The organism is Blastopirellula sp. SH421 (assembly GCF_057808535.1).
The window spans coordinates 3,624,333-3,641,685 of record NZ_CM173712.1 but is presented as its reverse complement, the minus strand read 5'-3'; the positions used below and the strand labels follow the sequence as shown (position 1 = coordinate 3,641,685).

The following is a 17,353-nucleotide window of genomic DNA, read 5'->3' as shown; positions in this document are numbered from 1 at the left end:
CTGCTTGCTGCGGACTGCCCGACCAAAAAAAGCGGAAACATCCGGAAAGTCCCCCGCAGTCGTCTGAAACTTTTCCAGCATCCGCGCAGTAATTGCTTACGTAACCCTTTGGGGGAGGTCTTGTTTCGCACTTATTCTCCGCTCATCTGCAAGAAGGCGTCCAAAAAATGCGTCCAATAGTTGCCAGCTCGCTTTTTATGGCCGGTTTATTTTTCTCCGGCGTCAGCTCGATTCAGGCAGAACGTCCGGCCGCGTCCGACCTCTTGCCCGACAACACCGTCGTGTACGCTCAGTTGTCGAACATCCATGAGGTTCAAGAGAAGTTTGGCGAGACCTCGATCGGCAAAATGCTGAATGATCCGCAGATGCAGCCGTTTGTCACCGGCGTTTGGCAAGCGGTGACCGACTCGGTCGCGCGATTTGAAGATCAGGTCGGGATCAGCCTGGACGAAGTCCTGTCGATCCCTCAAGGAGAAGTCGCATTTGCGTTGGCCCCGCAAGAGAGCGGACCGCTAGCGTTTATGCTGTTTGTCGATCTAGGCGATAATCCGGCGACCGCTCGCAAAGCGATGGAGACGTTGGAAGAGTTAGCGACCGGTGACGGCGCAACGCTCGAGTCTGAAAAATTCAAAGAGACGCAACTCCATATCATCAACGGTCGCCGTGGACCGCTGGTTTATTGTGAACAAGACGAGACCTTGCTCGTCTCGAACAGCACCGTGGCGCTGCAGGATTTGATCGAAAACTGGGATGGCCTGCGCGAGAATCCGCTGTCGCAAAGCCAAAAGTTTATCACCATCATGAGCAACTCACGCGGCACCAAGGACGAGGCGCCGCAAGCGGTCTGGTATGTCGATCCAATCGAGACCGTTCGCGCCGCCAGCGCCGGCGGGTCAGGTTCAGGCTACTTGCTGGCGTTTCTGCCGGTCCTAGGTTTGGACGGAGTCAAAGCGATTGGCGGCAGCTACATCATGGCGACCGAAGACTTCGATTCGATCTCGCACATTCACATCATGCTCGAGCGTCCTCGCACCGGCGTGCTGGCGATGATCGCGCCGCAAAATGCCGAGACCAAGCCCGAAATGTGGGTTCCCGCCGATGTGACCACCTATATGACGGTCAACTGGGACGTTGAGAAAACGTACACCGCGCTAGAGACGCTCTATGACAGCATCACCGGCGAAGGGAAGCTGGCCGAGGATATCGATCGGCGAATCAATCAACGGTTGAAGGTCGATTTCAAAACAGAAATTATTGATAATCTAGAGGGGCGTTTCACCCTGGTGCAGTGGTACGAGCCGCCGGCTCGCATCAACAGCCAAGGGACGATGGTCGCCGCGAAAGTGCGCGATGCGGCCGCTGCTCGGAAGACGCTCGAAACGGTCGTCGCCAATTTCACGGAGGCCGATCCAGGACTTAACATCCAACGTCATGACGTGGGCACAGCGACCTACTGGACTTTCATTCCGGCTGATCGCCCGTTGCCGGAAGATATGGACGACGCGCGGCGCACTCGCATCGAACGCGCCCGCCGAATGCGTCCCGAACCAACCTTCGGAGTCGTCGGTGAGTATCTGTTTATCGCCGATCGCCCTAGCTTGCTGGATCAAGCGATTCGGACCCAAGCCACCGGCGATCGACGGCTGGCCGACGACCTAAGCTACAAGCTGATGCTCAGCAAATTGCAGCGTCAGGCCGGCGAGCGTGAAATCAGCATGCTTAGCTTTTACAAGCCCGAACAATCGTTGCGGATGTGGTACGAAATTGCCGAAGCCGACACGACTAAGCAGTTTCTGGATAGTCGTGGAGAAGAGAACCCGTTTTTCGGTAATCTCAAACAACAGATGGAAGCGAATCCGCTGCCGCCGTTCAGCGTGATCTCTAAATATATGGCGCCCAGCGGAGGAATCTGGATTAACGACGAAACCGGACTGCACTACATCGCGTTTCAACTGAAACGCGCCGAAGCTTTGTAAGCGGCTATCGTTAGACGATATTTGGCAACCGCCGAATCGCCCCAGGTACAACCGTCTGATGCGTCTCGGCGCTATGAATCGCCGCAAAGCAGATAGCCAATCCGAACAGATTATTGGCGGCCGAGTGACTCGGCCGCCGATTTTCTTCGATCGCACAAAGCAACTCACCCATCGCGCCGTGGAACCCATCCGGAAACCAACTTCCCACTAGCTGCGGTTGAGAGATCCCCGCTCCGGTCGAGAGTGTCAACGTTTGCTCTTTCTCGTTGGGGCCGATACTGAAGATGCTCCCTTGATCGCCGGCAATATAGGTGCGGTCTTGTCGGCCGTACATGGTTGCGGCGTCAAAAGCGAGCGAAGCCTGGGCATGCTCATACTCAATGGCGACCTGGGCGCCCAGCGGCGGCATCAGCGTCTGCGTTTTGGTCCGCGTGGTTGACGCAAACACCCGCAGCGGCGTCTGATCGCGCAGCAAGCAGTTGATCATGTCAAACCAATGGATCGCATAGTCGTACAGCAGCAGATGCTTGATCTGGGCGAACGGGGTCCCTTCGACCCAGCGATGATCCCAGTGGACCGACATGTGGACTCCGTTAAGATCCCCCAGCAGCCCGCGACGGACCGCCTCTCGTGAATAGCTAAAATGGGGCGCCCAGCGTCCGTTTTGATTGACCGCCAGTTTGCGGTCGCAGCTTTCGGCCAGCGCGACCAACCGCTCGCCGACATCCAGATCCAACACAAACGGTTTTTGGCTCAGCACATGCTTTCCCGCTAGCAGCGCCGCTTCGATCAGCGGCGGCCGCACCGCCGGATGGGTCGCGATGTCGACTACTTGGATGTCGCTGCGCGCCAAGAGTGCGGCTGCGTCTTGGTAAACTTCGGCGTCTGGGTAATATTCGTCACGGCGTCGCTCGGCGTTTTCAAGCTGAAGATCACAGAAGGCCAAGACGCGATAGCCAGCCGCTTTGTACGCGCGCAGGTGGTCTTTGGTGATGCCGCCGCAACCGATCAGGCCAATCCCCGGCTGATACGCTTGGGGGTCTTGCGGCCGATACGGAAGGTCCGGCGCGGGAACCAACTGTTGAGATTCTTCAGAAACGACAGATTTTCTTAGTTTTTCAGGAGACACTTGGAAGCTTAACCTTTGTAGATGCCAGGGATCGCCGTCGGGCAAGAGCCGCACTGTGGGCCGGCAACAGTTGCGTAGTTCCTGCATATAACGATAGGTAATGACGGCTCAGAAGCAATTGCGGCAACGCCGGGGGATGTTGCAACGGGGACATAAATCAGGTAGTACTGGAGAATTACGCACCAGCTGCTTGCACTCGGCAACCCACCGGACGTAGGGCGACATACCGCATGAGCGAAGACACGGCCAAAGAAACGAACAGGAAGCGAATTCTGTTGGTCGACGATGATGCCGAAATCGTCGAGACACTCCGTTACGCTCTTGAGTCGCGCGGATACGAGATCATGATTGCCCGAGACGGCAACCAAGGTTTGGCATTGGTCGAACGAGAAGATCCCGATCTGGTGATCTTAGACATGATGATGCCCAAACGGAGCGGATTTCTCGTCTTAGAGAAGCTGCGCCAGACGCGTCAGGTGCCGATTCGCGTGATTATGGTGACGGCCAACGAGGGAAGTCGCCACAAAGCGTATGCCGAGATGTTGGGGGTCGACGACTATATTCGCAAGCCGTTCCCCATGGATCGGTTGCTGGAAAGCGTCGATCGTCTCCTGAAGTAGTCTCGCAGGAACCAGTTAGAGCGTTTTTGCTGCATCGCTAGTCCGATGCCGACTTCAAAAGAGTCTCGGCGCAAAACTCTTGCTCTATTCTTGAGATTTTAAAAAGATTTCGAAGCCGGTTTTCGTGCGCTGAAATGTACGAAAACCATTGTGATTCAACGGCTTTCCAATTCGTTCCAAATTTCACAATCCCTTCGTTCGCTGTAATCCGTAGAAACTTTCTATTGCTACGTATCCACACTCAACCGATACTTGCACTGAGGGTTAAACGTTAGCAGACTCGTGGTGGTAAATGCGTCTGTCTAACGAGGTTGTTGTTGCTCAATAACCCTCGCTCTCTTTCGTCGCGATCTTTTTAAATCTCTGCGCGCCGCTTTCGGTTCATGCTTCCCTTGGGAACGTGCATGCGCGTGCGCCTGAGCTACAAAAAGATCCGCGGTGTTAAAGCGCGAGGTGAGCTGCATCCGCCTCCCTGGTTCATCGCATAGGCGGCAGTCTCGGCTGTCGTCGCTTCAAAAATTCTCCGCCCCAGTCGGCTCGTGCGCTGATCGACGCATCTTTCGTTTCGGCGAAAGCAAGCAGCTTGGCTGCCGTGGGAGAAGGAGGGTGATTTTCGGATGGCGAAGGGCTCAGAAATCGTGGCTCTGCTCACAGAGCGGCAAAATCTAGAACAGTTTCGAAAGAAAAACTGGCAAGGAAGTTTTCTCGAATACCTAGACCTGGTCGCAGAGAATCCCAAGATCGTTCGCAACGCATTTCAGCGTTGCTATGACATGATCCTGGGGTACGGCGTTGAGCAGTACGAAGAATCGCGCGAGTTGCGCACGCACTATTGCTTTTTTGACGATCCGTTAGACGGCGGTCGCGACGCAATCTTTGGGCTCCGTGACGCACAAACAGCGCTGGTCAACGCCCTCAAGAGCGCCGCCAACGGTTATGGGATCGAAAAACGCGTCCTGCTGCTGCATGGTCCTGTCGGCAGCAGCAAAAGCACGATGGCCCGCTTGTTAAAACGAGGGCTCGAACGCTATTCGGCGCAAGATGAAGGAGCCCTCTATTCGCTGGGTTGGGTGCTGCCGGGGGATGACAACATCCACTGGTGCCCGATGAACGAAGAGCCGCTGCATCTGATCCCTGACGCCCAGCGAGCCGACGTCTCTGCGCGCTTCAATGCCGACGCGCCGCAGTTACGTTACCCGGTCAAAATCACCGGCGATTTATGCCCTTACTGCCGCTTCATGTACAACGAAGCAATGCAGTTAAAGGGGGGCGATTGGGCGAACGTGGTCAAAGATATCCGCGTCCGCCGGATCTTGCTAAGCGAACAAGATCGCGTTGGCATCGGCACTTTCCAACCCAAGGACGAAAAGAACCAAGACTCGACCGAACTGACCGGCGACATCAACTATCGCAAGATCGCCGAGTTCGGCACCGATAGCGATCCCCGTGCGTTCAACTTTGACGGAGAATTCAACGTCGCCAACCGCGGCATCGTTGAGTTTATCGAAGTCTTGAAGCTGGACGTCGCCTTCCTCTATGACCTGCTAGGCGCTAGCCAAGAGCACAAGGTCAAACCCAAAAAATTTGCTCAAACCGACATCGACGAAGTGATCCTAGGCCACACGAATGAGCCCGAGTATCGCCGTCTGCAAAACAACGAGTTTATGGAGGCCCTCCGCGATCGTACGGTAAAGATCGACGTACCCTACGTCACGCGGCTGACCGATGAAATCAAGATTTACGAGAAAGACTACAACGCCGAGCGAGTCAAAGGCAAGCACATTGCGCCGCATACCATCGAGATGGCGGCGATGTGGGCGATTTTAACCCGGCTCGAAGAGCCAAAAAACGCCAACCTCACGTTGCTACAAAAATTGAAGCTGTACGACGGCAAAAGTCTGCCGGGCTTCACCGAAGAGAACGTCAAAGAATTGAAGTCGCAAACCAAGCGTGAAGGGATGCTCGGCATTTCTCCTCGCTATGTGCAGGACAAAATCTCCAACGCCCTGGTGGCGCATCCCGATGCGACTTCGATCAATCCATTTATGGTGATTAACGAACTCGAATCGGGCTTGAAAAATCACTCGCTGATTACCAGCGAAGAGCAGCGCGATCACTATCGCGAACTGCTGGAAGTGGTGAAGGAAGAATACGAGAACATCGTCAAGAACGAAGTTCAACGGGCCATCGCCGCCGACGAGGACGCGATGCAGCGTCTCTGCTCGAACTACATCGACAACGTCAAAGCCTATACGCAGCGTGAAAAGGTCAAAAACAAGTTTACCGGTCAGTACGAAGAGCCGGACGAACGCTTGATGCGGTCGATCGAAGAAAAGATTGATATCCCCGATAGTCGCAAAGATGATTTCCGTCGGGAGATTATGAACTACATCGGCGCGCTCTCGATCGACGGCAAGAAGTTTGACTACAAAACGAACGAACGCTTGTACAAAGCGTTGCAGTTGAAGTTGTTTGAGGATCAGAAAGACTCGATCAAACTGACCAGTCTCGTCTCCAACGTCATCGACCAAGATACGCAAGAAAAGATCGATGTCGTGAAAGGTCGCCTGATTCGCGATTATGGCTACGACGATGAAAGCGCGACCGACGTACTGAACTTTGTGGCGAGTATTTTTGCGCGAGGAGATGTGAAGAACTAGCCAGAAGCTATTTGCCGCTTGACGGAGTGTGAAAGAATTACCAGCGTTTGACCTGAGAAGAAGGAGCCCTGAGCGTGTCGTTAAAGATCGATCGTGATGCGTCTCGTTTCAAGGAGATTGTGCGAGGACGCATTCGCGCCAATCTTCGGAAATATGTGACGCACGGCGAGATGATCGGCCGCAAGGGGAAGGACCTGGTCAGCATCCCTGTTCCGCAGTTGGATGTTCCTCATTTTCGCTACGGCAAAAATGAAGGAGGCGTCGGCCAAGGCGAGGGCAAGGTTGGCGATCCTGTGGGACGCGGTAAAGAGGGAGACGGCGCTGGCGAAGCAGGCTCTGACCCAGGGCGCCACATCCTAGAAGTCGAAGTCTCGCTTGATGAACTGGCGGCGATGCTGGGCGATGAGTTGGAATTGCCCAAAATCCAACCCAAAGGAGAAGCCAACATCCAGCAAGAGAAAAATCGTTACGACAGCATTAGCAATTCGGGGCCCGAATCGTTACGCCATTTTCGTCGCACTTTTGTAAAGGCGCTGCGTCGGCAGATCGCCTCAGGCGGGTACTCGCCCGATAATCCGGTCATCATTCCGATTCGCGAGGATACGCGGTATCGATCGGCGACGGTGGTCCAACAACCGCAAGCGAACGCCGCGAGCCTTTATCTGATGGACGTGTCTGGTTCGATGACCGACGAACAAAAGCAGATTGTGCGGACCGAAGCTTTTTGGATCGATACCTGGTTAAAGAGCCAATACAACGGTGTAGAACGCCGCTATGTGATCCATGATGCGGCCGCCAAAGAAGTGGACGAACACACTTTTTATCACACGCGGGAAAGCGGCGGCACGCGGATCAGCACCGCCTACAAAACGGCGGCCGAGATCATCCAACGCGATTTTCCCTCTAGCTCGTGGAACATCTACTGCTTCCAGTTCTCGGATGGTGACAACTGGGGCGAAGACAACCAGCTTTGCATGCGAATGTTGGAAGAAAAATTTTTACCCATCTGCAACCTGTTTTGTTATGGCCAAGTCGAAAGCCCTTACGGCAGCGGCGAATATATTCGCTCGCTCGCCGGTCATTTTGGCCGCGGTCACGAGAACTTGATCCTTTCCGAAATCGAAGATCGCGCCGCGATCTACGATTCGATCAAGTCCTTCTTGGGGAAGGGGAAATAGTTCGTTACGCCAGCAAAGGAGAAATCGATGGAAGACAACTCGCAAAATCACAAATATCAAGTCAGCGTAGGCCATACCAGCGTGATCGTCCGTTCCGATTCGCCTCACGCGGCGATTCGCGCGGCGCGAGAAAAAATGTGTCGCGATTTTCCCCGGCTGTGGGATGTAATTTCCAAGCTGGCCGACAGTCGCTTTCAAGTCCTAGACCTCTGGCCAGCCGCCTAAGCAGCGATTGAAAATCGTAACACTAGCCCGCAGCGCGAGTTTTGAAGTTGCGATATTTGATGGCAAAGAAAAATTGGAACACAGATAGCGCGGATAAATCACAGAAAAACACGGCCGGAATCAACTCAAAAACGTTCACACTAGCCCGCAGCGCCAGCGAGGGAATTCGCGTGGCGATTTTAACCAGGATCGAAGTAGCCAGAAGAATTCCCTCGCTGGCGCTACAACCAAGCATTGATGTAGTTGAGATAGAACGCCTGCAGAGGTAGGCGACCGATAAAGGATGTGAGCAGGAGCAAGCGGGATCATGCCGATAACTAGCCGGACATTTGCGAACCTCCCTGCGGAGTTGGTCGATATCCAACTGCAAATGGAGGAGTACGCGGCCGGGTATGGTCTCGACTTCTTCCCGACCATCTTTGAACTGGTCAACGTCGACCAACTGAACGCGATTGCAGCTTACGGAGGATTCCCGACGCGCTATCCGCATTGGCGGTTTGGCATGGAGTACGAGAAGCTGGCCCGCGGCTATCACTATGGCCTGCAGAAAATTTATGAGCTGGTGATCAACAATGATCCTTGCTACGCCTATCTGCTTTCGAGCAACGAATTTGCAGACCACAAGTTAGTGATGGCCCACGTCTACGGGCACTGCGACTTTTTCAAGTGCAACTATTGGTTTAGTCAGACCAATCGCAAGATGATCGACAACATGGCGAATCATGGCAATCGGATTCGTCGCTACATGGATCGGTTTGGCGTCGAAGAGGTAGAGAACTTCATTGACCATTGCCTTAGTATCGAGGACCTAATCGACATTCACTCGCCGTTCATTCGGCGATACGCTCCAGACGAGCAAAATCAATTTAAGTCGCCGACCGACTCGGTGGAAGCTGATCTTCCCCCGTCGCGGCGACTTCCGGCCAAAGGGTACATGGATTCGTTTATCAATCCGGCGTCGCGCGGCGCCGAGGATCAGCTGCCGCACAGCCCAGCAAAAGCAGTCCATTCGCCCGCTGAACCGATGAAAGATGTCATGCTGTTTTTGCTGCAGTTTGCGCCGCTCAAACAATGGCAGCTCGACGTGCTTTCGATCATCCGTGACGAAGCGTATTACTTTGCTCCGCAAGGGCAGACCAAGATCATGAACGAAGGTTGGGCCACCTATTGGCATTCGACCATCATGACCCGACATGGGCTGAACGCGTCGGAAGTGATTAGCTACGCCGACCACACCTCTGGCACGCTGGCGACCAGCGCTACGCGGCTAAATCCCTACAAACTGGGCTTAGAACTGCTGCGCGATGTCGAAGATCGTTGGAACCGCGGTTGCTTTGGGTCCGACTACGACGACTGCGACGACATGCGCGAGCGCGCCGACTGGGACAAGCAGTTGGGACTGGGGCGCGAGAAAATCTTTGAGGTTCGCAAGATCCATAACGACCTGACCTTCATCGATGAATTTTTAACGTTGGAGTTTTGCCGGCAGCACAAGTTGTTTCAGTTTGGCTACAACCAGCACGCCGATTACTACGAAATTGAAACGCGGGAGTTTCCGAAGGTGAAACAGCAGTTGCTGTTCAGCCTAACCAACATGGGACGTCCCGAAATTTATGTGAAAGACGGAAACTATAAAAATCGGAATGAGCTTTATCTTCAACATCGGTTCCAAGGAGTCGAGCTGAAGTTAAATTACGCCCATGACACGCTCAAGAATCTGTACGCGCTTTGGCGGCGTCCGGTTCATATTGAGACGGTGTTGGACGAACATGTCACGATTATCTCGTTTGATGGAATCAACCACGAAATCAAAAAAACAGAAGAGCAAGTGATCGCGCCCGCCTCCTAATGAGCCCCGCGTGATCCTCAGGGAATCACTTTGTATGAAATCAGTTCAACAACAACTCGACAGCCATGGCGCCGCGCCGCATGATTTGGAGATCTCGCTTCCCGCTGGGAAGCTGCGATTAAAAGATGCTGCGGTCGAAGCGGTTGGCGTCTCGGCCAGTGGCGCTCAATATGTTCCCCAGCAAAATTGGAATGTCAGCGGACAAGCAGGCCAACGTTTGGCGGGGAAGCTGAAAAGCCGCGTCACCTATTTGCTGGAGCCGTTGGAAGTAATCGAAACCGAATCCGAGTCAGTATTACTGCGTTCGCGTGATCCGCACCAGTCAGAGGGGGAACGAAGCTACTATGAAGGTTGGATCAAGCCGGATGGCGTGGATCTCCAGCGCTACTCAGCTACCCCCAAACAGGCGCGCAAGTCGGCGCCGCTGCGAATGACGCGCGACATCGTTGAACGCCTGGCGCGCGATCTTGATTCGCTCTCCACCGAGGAATCCCCCTAAGCGTTGGCTGACCGGCGATCTACTTCTGAAGAGGAGGGCGATTTGCTACGATGGAGGATGTCGTCTTGCTGGACCGCATTCACCCCTCTCGCAAAGCCTGATTCCGCATGAGCCACGGTCGCCCCAATCAAACGCCTCCACCGCCGCCGTCAATTGTTCCGACCGAAGGCTGGCACTGCTCCCATTATTTTTACTCGTTTGATCGCGCGCTGCTGAATGCGTTTGACGCTGAAGAAATTGCGGCCGGTCGCGCCGAGTTGATGCAGATTCTCAGCGGAGCAGGGGAGGGCGCCACCGAGCGGATGCAGGTCTCGATCGTTAGCGGACACAAAGCCGATTTTGGCGTCATGCTGATGGATCCCAATCCGCTCAAGGTCGATTCGGTTCATCAAGCGATCATGGCTTCGACCTTGGGACCGGCGCTGCAGCCGACCTACTCGTTCGTCTCGCTCTCAGAAGTTTCTGAATACGTGCCCTCGGTCGAGCAATATGGCCAGCGGCTGATTCAAGGGGGAGAGGTCGAAGGAAGCGAAGCGTTTGAAGCCAAGATCAACGCCTATCGTCAGCGCGAGCCGATGATGCGCACGCAGCGACTGACGCCTGAGTTTCCGCAGTGGCCGGCGACCTGCTTTTATCCGATGAACAAAAAACGGAAGGTCGGCGAGAACTGGTTCACGCTGCCGTTCGCCGAGCGGAATAGTCTGATGGCCGAACACGCGCAAAGCGGCATGCAGTTCGCCGGACGCGTCTCGCAGTTGATCACCGTCAGCGTTGGTCTGGATGACTGGGAATGGGGCGTGACGCTGTGGGCCCGCAATCCAGAGTATCTAAAAGAGATCGTCTACAAGATGCGCTTTGACGAAGCGAGCGCCCGCTACGCCGAGTTTGGTCCGTTTTATACCAGCTACGTGAGCACCGTTGCAGAAATGCTTGATCACTGTCGAGTGTCGTAAGTCGCTGTTGGTTGCTTTTCCCCGATTCAGGCAGATGCGATGGCGAAAGATAATCGGCCGCTCCGACTTAGCGATATTGCCCGACCTGATCTGGGCGATGGCGCCGCCAATCCGTTTGCAGAACGCAGCGATCCACAAGCGGGCTTAGCGCCCAAGTATGCCGCGGGCGAAACCTATCGCGCCGATGATTTTGAAGAGACGATCGGACATCGCGGCTGGTTTTTGCTGCTGATCGGCTTGGGGGCGATCGGCTCGTCAGTTGGCATGCTGGCTTTCGCCTACTTCGAGGCCGAAGTCCGCGGCGTGTTGCTCTTTTTTCAGCCGGTGGTGGCGCTGTTGTTTGGCCTGCCGGCGTGGCTCTTGTCGAGAAACGATCTCCGCGCAATGCGGCTGGGAGTGATGGATCAGGGAGGTCGGAGAAAAACCCGCATTGCGATGATCTGCGGAATCATTGCGACGGCGAGCGCGGCGGTGCTGATTGTGTGGCTGGCGCTGATGCTGTTCGGCAGCCGACTAGGGATTCGATTTTAAAGACAAACCGTCGTGTCCAGTAATCGTAGGGTGGAGGGGCTGAAGCTCCACTCACCCTGCTTTTTTTAAAGCCGGATTACTCAGGCGCCGCTTCATCTTGGGGCGCTTCTACTTTCTCCATCGGTTTCTCTTCCGACTTAGGTTCAACCTTCGACTCGGGCATTGGTTCCGCCTTCTCTTCTGCTTTAGGCTCAGGCATGGGTTGCTCGATCGGTTTGGGATTGGCCTCGTCGATCGCTGGTTTTTCAGTGGAGGGTTTTTTGAACTTTGGCACGAAGAAGAGTCGGACCTTGGTTCCCTCAGGCGGAATCCGGTCGGTGAAAGCTTCATAGCTGAGGGTCGCGTTCTCTTGGCTGCTTTCGATGGGCAAATCGAGCGTCGCAGTGGGGAAATTGCTGACGCACACCAAATCGCCCCCTTCGGCCGAATAGACCTGGTTGCCGGTTCGTTCGTCTTTCCACATATAGCTGCCGGCGAAAACCCAATTGGTTTCAAGGGCTTTGTCGGTTCCTGACTTGCGGATCCAGTCTCGCGCGTTGGCGATTTGCGTCTTTCCTTGGTCATCTTTCCACTGGACGTAGATGGCGATTTCTTCGCCGGTCGCCGTTTCAAACTTGGGCGAGAATTGGACCGGCTTCCCTTCCAAGGCGCCAATCGCGTTCAGCCCGGCATGCAGTTCAAACGCTTTGATCGGCAGTGAGATGATCGACTCATGTTCTTTGGTCCCCTGGAGGCACGCAAACATCTCTAGCGTTCCCTTTCGCAGACAGATTTCGCCGTCGACGATCACCATTTTTCGCCCGCGGTCGAACCAAATCGGATGTTGCTCTGATAATTTGCGAACTTGGGATTTCTCTGGGATCTTCTGTTGGGTGGGGGACTCGTCGGTTTGTGCGCAAACGACGGCAGCAACGCTCCAATAAGCAAGACAAAATGCCGCGAAACGAAGGGTTAGCATCGCTGAGCCCCATTTTCTGAGGTGAGGGGGAAGGCAATCAAATATCACACTGATAAGATAGTGGGGTTCCGCGTTTCGGTCTACGTCGAGCTTCATTTCGTTTCCCGGTTCCAAAGACGCAAAGAGAATATGATTCAGTCAACCGCATCGACGCATTCGATGGGCGCCGCCGCAGAAGATTCGCCGGCGCAGCGCCGCCAATGGGCTGTTTGCGCCACGAAATATCGTCGCCGCTGCAAGCCTGAGGAATGGGAGAACTGGGCGAATTACCTGGCCGAACGAAAGCTGCCGACGCCGCTGCAAGAGCTTGTTTCGGGGAAGAAAGAATCGCCGTTTAGCTGGGCGCTGCTGCCGGACGAATCGATTGACGCACGCACCTTTGATTGGATCGAAAACCTGAGCAAAGCGGCGCGCGACAAACAGGCGAAAGTCGATTGGCAAACGACCGCTGATGAGTGGCTAGCGCTATCCGGCAAGCGGGCCAATGAACGCAATCTGGCGTTGGAGATGATCGCCTGGACGCATGCTTTGCCGCGTTTGACCACCGCGTTGAGCGAAACCACTTGGTGGGCGCTGCTCACCTGTCTGTTTCAATCGGCCCAAGAAGCGCTGGCCGCCAATTTTGAAGATCATTTGCCCGAGCAGTTTTTGGCCGGCGAATTGCCGCTTGCCCTGGCCTATCAATTTCCGGAGATCCAAGCCTGCGCCGAGCTGGCCACGCCGGGCGCCGCAGTCATCAGCGACGGGATCGAAAATCTGTTGGATGGTGAAGGGATGCCGACCAGCGGAAACCTGCCCAGTTTTCGCGCGTTGCTGGCCTGTTGGACCCGATCGTTGGTTCTAGGGAAAGAGCTGAAAGGGGCCAAATTCCACAAAGACGCCGTCGCCCAGTACTCGTGGGCGGTTCGCCAGGCGATCCGCGTAACCCGCGGCGATGGAAGCCAAATGTTTGGGGCTGGAGTTTCGAGTCGCTACTCGAAGCATCTGTTTCAAACGGCGCTCGATTTGGATGGGGATGAAGAAGATTCGCGCATCGCCGACTTTGCGCTTCCTGGCCGTTCGACCAAAGAAACGATCAACGAGTGGTCGCTGGACGAGTCGTCGTATGATTCAGAATGGAGCCAACTCGCGGTTTTGCGGACCAACTGGTCTCGGCTCTCTCCGCGGTTGGCGATTGATTACTCTGGCGATGACGTCAAGATCGAGCTAGAAGCGGAAGGAGAGATCCTCGCGGCCGGCCTGTTGAAACCGCGGATTTCGCTGGATGGCAAGCAACTTGATTTTCACGATAGCTGGCAGCAAATTGGCTGGTTGGCCGATGACGATGGCGACTATCTGGAGCTGGAAGTCGAGCTGACCGGCGGGCATTCGCTGCAACGGATCTTCTTTTTGGCGCGTGAAGATCAGTTTCTGATGATGGCCGACGCAGTTGTCTTGAAGGATCACGCCGGCCACATTCAGTACGAAATCCCGCTACCGTTTGTCGCCGATCTAGAAATCACCTCGGCCGACGAAACGTGCGAAATCGAAATCAAAAAAGGACGCGGTTGGAGTCGCATCTTGCCGCTGGGATTGCCAGAATGGCGCATCGATAGCAGCCGCGGCCGCTTAGAACGGGACGGAGATCAGGTCTCGCTGCAAATGCAAACCCGCGGCAAGTCGCTGTATGCTCCCCTGTTGTTCGATCTAAAGCGAAGTCGCCGGCTGCGTCCCTTTACCTGGCGGCAATTGACCGTGGCCGAAAGCCTAGAGATCCAGCCGCGCGACGTGGCCGTTGGCTTTCGCTTTCAACTGCACGATCAAAACTGGATGCTCTATCGCTCATTCACCGAGAAGGCGAACCGCACCCTCATGGGGGTCAATTTGACTTCCGAGTGTATGATCGCACGATTTGATGGCGACGAGGGAATCAACCGCATGATCGAAATTGAGCACGCCGATTCGGAGTGAAGTGAGACCCGGCATGCAACAGGCCCAGCGCACACGTCTGGCGGAAAACCTGGCGGAGGTTCAAGGTAAAATTGCCGCCGCCGCGGCTCGCGCCGATCGATCCCCCAGCGACATCCGCCTGATCGCCGTCACCAAATATGTCGACCTTGAAGCGGTCGAAGCGCTTTATGAGCTGGGATGTCGCGATCTGGGCGAAAGTCGCCCGCAACAGTTGTGGCAACGTGCCGAGCATTTCGCTGATCGTCCCGTGCACTGGCACATGATCGGTCATCTGCAAACCAACAAAGCGAAGCGTACTGCCGCGGTCATTTCGTGGCTGCACTCCGGCGATAGTCTTCGCCTGTTTGAAGCGGTCGATGCCGCCGCAGCGCCGCACCGCATCTCGGCTCTGCTAGAGATCAACATCTCTGGCGATGCGGCCAAGCATGGGATTGCACCGGACGACGCTGCCGGAGTGCTGGAAGCAGCGGCAAAACTGCCGCATCTGCAAATCGTAGGTCTCATGGGGATGGCCGCACTGGAAGGTGGCGTCGACGTCGCCCAGGCCAATTTCGCCGCGCTGCGGCAACTGCGCGACAGGTTGATGACGAATGCTCCAGACAACGTCGCGCTGACCGAACTCTCGATGGGGATGAGCGGCGACTACGAAGCGGCGATCGCCGAAGGCGCCACCATGGTGCGCGTCGGGTCTTCGCTGTTTGAGGGAATCTAGCGGTGATTGACCTGCAGCCGCACCACAGCGGCGGCGTCATCCTGCCGATCCGCGCCTTGCCGGGCTCAAAAAAGAATGAAATCCGCGGAGCGCAAGACGGAGCGCTGAAAGTGTCTGTGACCGCCGCTCCGGAGGATGGCAAAGCGAATAAAGCGATCGTCGAAGTACTGGCCAAAAAGCTACGGCTGCGCAAGTCGCAGTTAGAGATTATCGCCGGGCATACGCATCGCCAGAAACGAATCTTGGTCAGCGAGATTGAGCTTGCCGAGCTACAAGCGAAGCTCGACGCGGTGCTCGCCGGCAGTTAACACAAACAGAGGGCGAGTCGACATGCGACTCGCCCTGCTGGAAGGTTGCGAAGTGGATGCTCAACAGGCCCTACTGAGCGAGAGCGTTGTCGATCGCTTCCTTGAATTCGGCGACGATATCGATGTTGAATTCTTCATCGGGAATCTCGTTTTCATCGGCGATGGTCTTCATTTCGGCGACAAAGCTTTTCAATTCTTCATCCGAAACCGGCTCGCGGATTTTCCATTCTCCTTCAGGGTCGCGGTCGGCGATTTTCTCCATCGCCGGATCGAGTTGCTCTTGCGTGATTTTGCCTTCAAACATGCCGTGGGCGACGCGGTTCAGTTGCTTTTTCGCAGCTACTTTTTCTTCTTCGGTCAAACCCGAGTTTTTGACATACAGCGTTTCGACAACGATCACCGGAATCGCGGCGATCACCGGCGACTTGCTGATGTTCGTGCCGATCTGTTCCATCTGCTCTTGGGAGATATCTCCATTGATATAGCCATCGGCCACGCGATCGATCTGCTCTTTCATGCCGACCTTCTGTTCTTCAGATAGATCAGTTTCGTCGATCATTTGATGTCCGACGCCTTTGGCGACTTGGGCGATCAACGCGCCGGCGTTCATATAGAGGGTAGATCCCGCCGGCACAGAAAATGCCAAAGATCACCAGAATTACCACCAAGCATCCGATCAGGATCTTGGGCGCCGCGCTACGTTTTTGAGGTTGATTTCCTGTCGCCACAATGTTTCTCCCTAAAGTCTTCTGTGAGTTGGTTCCAGCCTATGTTGGTATTCAATTCGTCGCAAAGGACGGAATCTTTCCTACAATCCTCAGATCATAGCACTTGAATGGGGGGCGTTAGAAGCAGGCCCGTTCGGCATTTTACAGAATTTGTTAGAAAGCGCGTCAAGCAAGCTTCGTCAACAGAAAGCTGTAGGCTGCGGTGGTGGAGAGCTGCGCGGGTCGAGAGCGGTTGGGGATTGAGCTCGCGGTTTTATCAACGCCGTGACAGGAGAGGATATCCACCAACGCCGATTTCGCGCAGAACAAGATTCACTGCATCCCTGGAAATGAGCCGCTATCAATCGAAAAGCGCCGCTTGCAGTGCGAAGCGACGCTTAAGAGATACCAGATTCGCAGGCTTCTACAGCCGACTAATCGAGGTTGTATTCGATCTTCAAGATCTTCAGTTCGTAGGTCCCTTTGGGAGCTTCGATCGCCACCACGTCGCCAACCTTATGACCAAGCAAGCTTTGGGCCATCGGGCTATCGATGAGGATCTTGTTGTTCATAAAATCCTCTTCGCCGTTGCCGACCAGCGTGTAGGTCTCTTCTTCATCCATGTCGAGGTCTTCGACCGTGATCGTCGCGAAGAAGCCGACAATCGATTGATCAATCGAAGCGGGGTCGATGATGTACGCGCGAGATAGCTTGGACTTGATCGCGTTGATCTTGGCCTGAATCATTCCCTGCGTTTCGCGGGCGCCGTGATACTCGGCGTTTTCTTTCAGGTCCCCCTCTTCACGCGCCGTCGCGATTTTCTCGGTGATGCGCGGCATTTCGACCGACTCAAGCTGGTCGAGATCCGCTTTGAGCTTGTCAAAGCCTTTTCTCGACATTGGATTGCGATCAGCCATGCTGGACATTGGAACTCTCCCGCGGTTCAAAAAAAATGCGACCCTCACAATGGATGGTCGCCGTTTGTTTCTAATTTCTTCTATTATCCCTCGTTTGACGTGAAGTGTAAAGAGAGCTTCACGTTAACTTTGGGTTGCATCGATCCTCAGGGGATGAAGCCTGGATGATGCCGAACGGTTG

At 55.0% G+C, this 17,353-nt stretch carries 16 protein-coding genes; 12 read left to right on the top strand and 4 right to left on the bottom strand.

Features of this window, described 5'->3' with window-relative positions; genetic code table 11:
* Nucleotides 1–167: 167 nt before the first annotated feature.
* Nucleotides 168–1,976: a DUF3352 domain-containing protein gene (locus SH421x_RS14975; RefSeq protein WP_488850093.1), complete on the top strand. Its 1,809-nt coding sequence runs from the start codon at nucleotides 168–170 to the stop codon at nucleotides 1,974–1,976.
* A gap of 10 nt (nucleotides 1,977–1,986) precedes the next feature.
* Here SH421x_RS14975 and SH421x_RS14970 read toward each other — a convergent pair whose 3' ends face one another.
* The gene (locus SH421x_RS14970; RefSeq protein ID WP_488850092.1) at nucleotides 1,987–3,054 is read right to left on the bottom strand and encodes a Gfo/Idh/MocA family protein; all 1,068 of its coding nucleotides are present in this window, start codon (nucleotides 3,052–3,054) and stop codon (nucleotides 1,987–1,989) included.
* 281 nt (nucleotides 3,055–3,335) lie between these two features.
* On the opposite strand from SH421x_RS14970, the gene SH421x_RS14965 reads away from it, so the two are divergent.
* The 8 genes from SH421x_RS14965 (at nucleotide 3,336) to SH421x_RS14930 (ending at nucleotide 11,620) form a co-directional block, all read left to right on the top strand.
* Nucleotides 3,336–3,725, top strand: coding sequence for a response regulator transcription factor (locus SH421x_RS14965; protein ID WP_488850091.1), 390 nt, complete (start codon nucleotides 3,336–3,338; stop codon nucleotides 3,723–3,725).
* Nucleotides 3,726–4,342: 617 nt separating this feature from the next.
* Complete coding sequence (locus SH421x_RS14960; protein ID WP_488850090.1) at nucleotides 4,343–6,385, top strand: PrkA family serine protein kinase; 2,043 nt, start codon at nucleotides 4,343–4,345, stop codon at nucleotides 6,383–6,385.
* A gap of 74 nt (nucleotides 6,386–6,459) precedes the next feature.
* Entirely contained in the window at nucleotides 6,460–7,563 is a 1,104-nt protein-coding gene (locus SH421x_RS14955; protein WP_488850088.1) for a DUF444 family protein, read from the top strand.
* A 27-nt stretch (nucleotides 7,564–7,590) separates the two neighbouring features.
* On the top strand, nucleotides 7,591–7,788 hold the full coding sequence (locus SH421x_RS14950) for a hypothetical protein (RefSeq protein WP_488850087.1): 198 nt from the start codon (nucleotides 7,591–7,593) through the stop codon (nucleotides 7,786–7,788).
* A 307-nt stretch (nucleotides 7,789–8,095) separates the two neighbouring features.
* Entirely contained in the window at nucleotides 8,096–9,637 is a 1,542-nt protein-coding gene (locus tag SH421x_RS14945) for a SpoVR family protein (protein ID WP_488850086.1), read from the top strand.
* Between the two features lie 34 nt (nucleotides 9,638–9,671).
* A complete protein-coding gene (locus SH421x_RS14940; RefSeq protein WP_488850085.1) occupies nucleotides 9,672–10,136 on the top strand; it encodes a hypothetical protein in 465 nt (154 codons plus the stop codon).
* Between the two features lie 107 nt (nucleotides 10,137–10,243).
* On the top strand, nucleotides 10,244–11,089 hold the full coding sequence (gene hemQ / locus SH421x_RS14935) for a hydrogen peroxide-dependent heme synthase (RefSeq protein WP_488850084.1): 846 nt from the start codon (nucleotides 10,244–10,246) through the stop codon (nucleotides 11,087–11,089).
* Nucleotides 11,090–11,128: 39 nt separating this feature from the next.
* Nucleotides 11,129–11,620, top strand: a complete 492-nt coding sequence (locus SH421x_RS14930; protein WP_488850083.1) for a hypothetical protein — start codon at nucleotides 11,129–11,131, stop codon at nucleotides 11,618–11,620.
* 76 nt (nucleotides 11,621–11,696) lie between these two features.
* On the opposite strand, the gene SH421x_RS14925 is transcribed toward SH421x_RS14930, so the two are convergent.
* A complete protein-coding gene (locus SH421x_RS14925) occupies nucleotides 11,697–12,578 on the bottom strand; it encodes a YdjY domain-containing protein (RefSeq protein WP_488850082.1) in 882 nt (293 codons plus the stop codon).
* Nucleotides 12,579–12,707: 129 nt separating this feature from the next.
* On the opposite strand from SH421x_RS14925, the gene SH421x_RS14920 reads away from it, so the two are divergent.
* The 3 genes from SH421x_RS14920 to SH421x_RS14910 are packed head-to-tail and all read left to right on the top strand — an operon-like array spanning nucleotide 12,708 to nucleotide 15,548.
* Nucleotides 12,708–14,528, top strand: coding sequence for a hypothetical protein (locus SH421x_RS14920; RefSeq protein ID WP_488850080.1), 1,821 nt, complete (start codon nucleotides 12,708–12,710; stop codon nucleotides 14,526–14,528).
* A gap of 13 nt (nucleotides 14,529–14,541) precedes the next feature.
* Nucleotides 14,542–15,240: a YggS family pyridoxal phosphate-dependent enzyme gene (locus SH421x_RS14915; RefSeq protein ID WP_488850079.1), complete on the top strand. Its 699-nt coding sequence runs from the start codon at nucleotides 14,542–14,544 to the stop codon at nucleotides 15,238–15,240.
* Between the two features lie 2 nt (nucleotides 15,241–15,242).
* Nucleotides 15,243–15,548 carry a DUF167 domain-containing protein gene (locus SH421x_RS14910; protein ID WP_488850077.1) on the top strand — a complete coding sequence of 102 codons (306 nt, stop codon included), beginning with the start codon at nucleotides 15,243–15,245 and terminating at the stop codon, nucleotides 15,546–15,548.
* Between the two features lie 70 nt (nucleotides 15,549–15,618).
* Here SH421x_RS14910 and SH421x_RS14905 read toward each other — a convergent pair whose 3' ends face one another.
* Both SH421x_RS14905 and greA read right to left on the bottom strand, forming a co-directional pair.
* Nucleotides 15,619–16,182, bottom strand: coding sequence for a hypothetical protein (locus SH421x_RS14905; protein WP_488850076.1), 564 nt, complete (start codon nucleotides 16,180–16,182; stop codon nucleotides 15,619–15,621).
* 507 nt (nucleotides 16,183–16,689) lie between these two features.
* Entirely contained in the window at nucleotides 16,690–17,172 is a 483-nt protein-coding gene (gene greA, locus SH421x_RS14900; RefSeq protein ID WP_488856437.1) for a transcription elongation factor GreA, read from the bottom strand.
* Between the last annotated feature and the right edge of the window lie 181 nt (nucleotides 17,173–17,353).

Excerpts from the sequence above, each read along its gene's own strand:
- SH421x_RS14975 (WP_488850093.1), top strand. The coding sequence starts at position 168 with ATGCGTCCAATAGTTGCCAGCTCGCTTTTTATGGCCGGTTTATTTTTC.
- SH421x_RS14965 (WP_488850091.1), top strand. The coding sequence starts at position 3,336 with ATGAGCGAAGACACGGCCAAAGAAACGAACAGGAAGCGAATTCTGTTG.
- SH421x_RS14960 (WP_488850090.1), top strand. The coding sequence starts at position 4,343 with ATGGCGAAGGGCTCAGAAATCGTGGCTCTGCTCACAGAGCGGCAAAAT.
- SH421x_RS14950 (WP_488850087.1), top strand. The coding sequence starts at position 7,591 with ATGGAAGACAACTCGCAAAATCACAAATATCAAGTCAGCGTAGGCCAT.
- SH421x_RS14945 (WP_488850086.1), top strand. The coding sequence starts at position 8,096 with ATGCCGATAACTAGCCGGACATTTGCGAACCTCCCTGCGGAGTTGGTC.
- SH421x_RS14940 (WP_488850085.1), top strand. The coding sequence starts at position 9,672 with ATGAAATCAGTTCAACAACAACTCGACAGCCATGGCGCCGCGCCGCAT.
- hemQ (WP_488850084.1), top strand. The coding sequence starts at position 10,244 with ATGAGCCACGGTCGCCCCAATCAAACGCCTCCACCGCCGCCGTCAATT.
- SH421x_RS14930 (WP_488850083.1), top strand. The coding sequence starts at position 11,129 with ATGGCGAAAGATAATCGGCCGCTCCGACTTAGCGATATTGCCCGACCT.
- SH421x_RS14925 (WP_488850082.1), bottom strand. The coding sequence starts at position 12,578 with ATGCTAACCCTTCGTTTCGCGGCATTTTGTCTTGCTTATTGGAGCGTT.
- SH421x_RS14920 (WP_488850080.1), top strand. The coding sequence starts at position 12,708 with ATGATTCAGTCAACCGCATCGACGCATTCGATGGGCGCCGCCGCAGAA.
- SH421x_RS14915 (WP_488850079.1), top strand. The coding sequence starts at position 14,542 with ATGCAACAGGCCCAGCGCACACGTCTGGCGGAAAACCTGGCGGAGGTT.
- greA (WP_488856437.1), bottom strand. The coding sequence starts at position 17,172 with ATGGCTGATCGCAATCCAATGTCGAGAAAAGGCTTTGACAAGCTCAAA.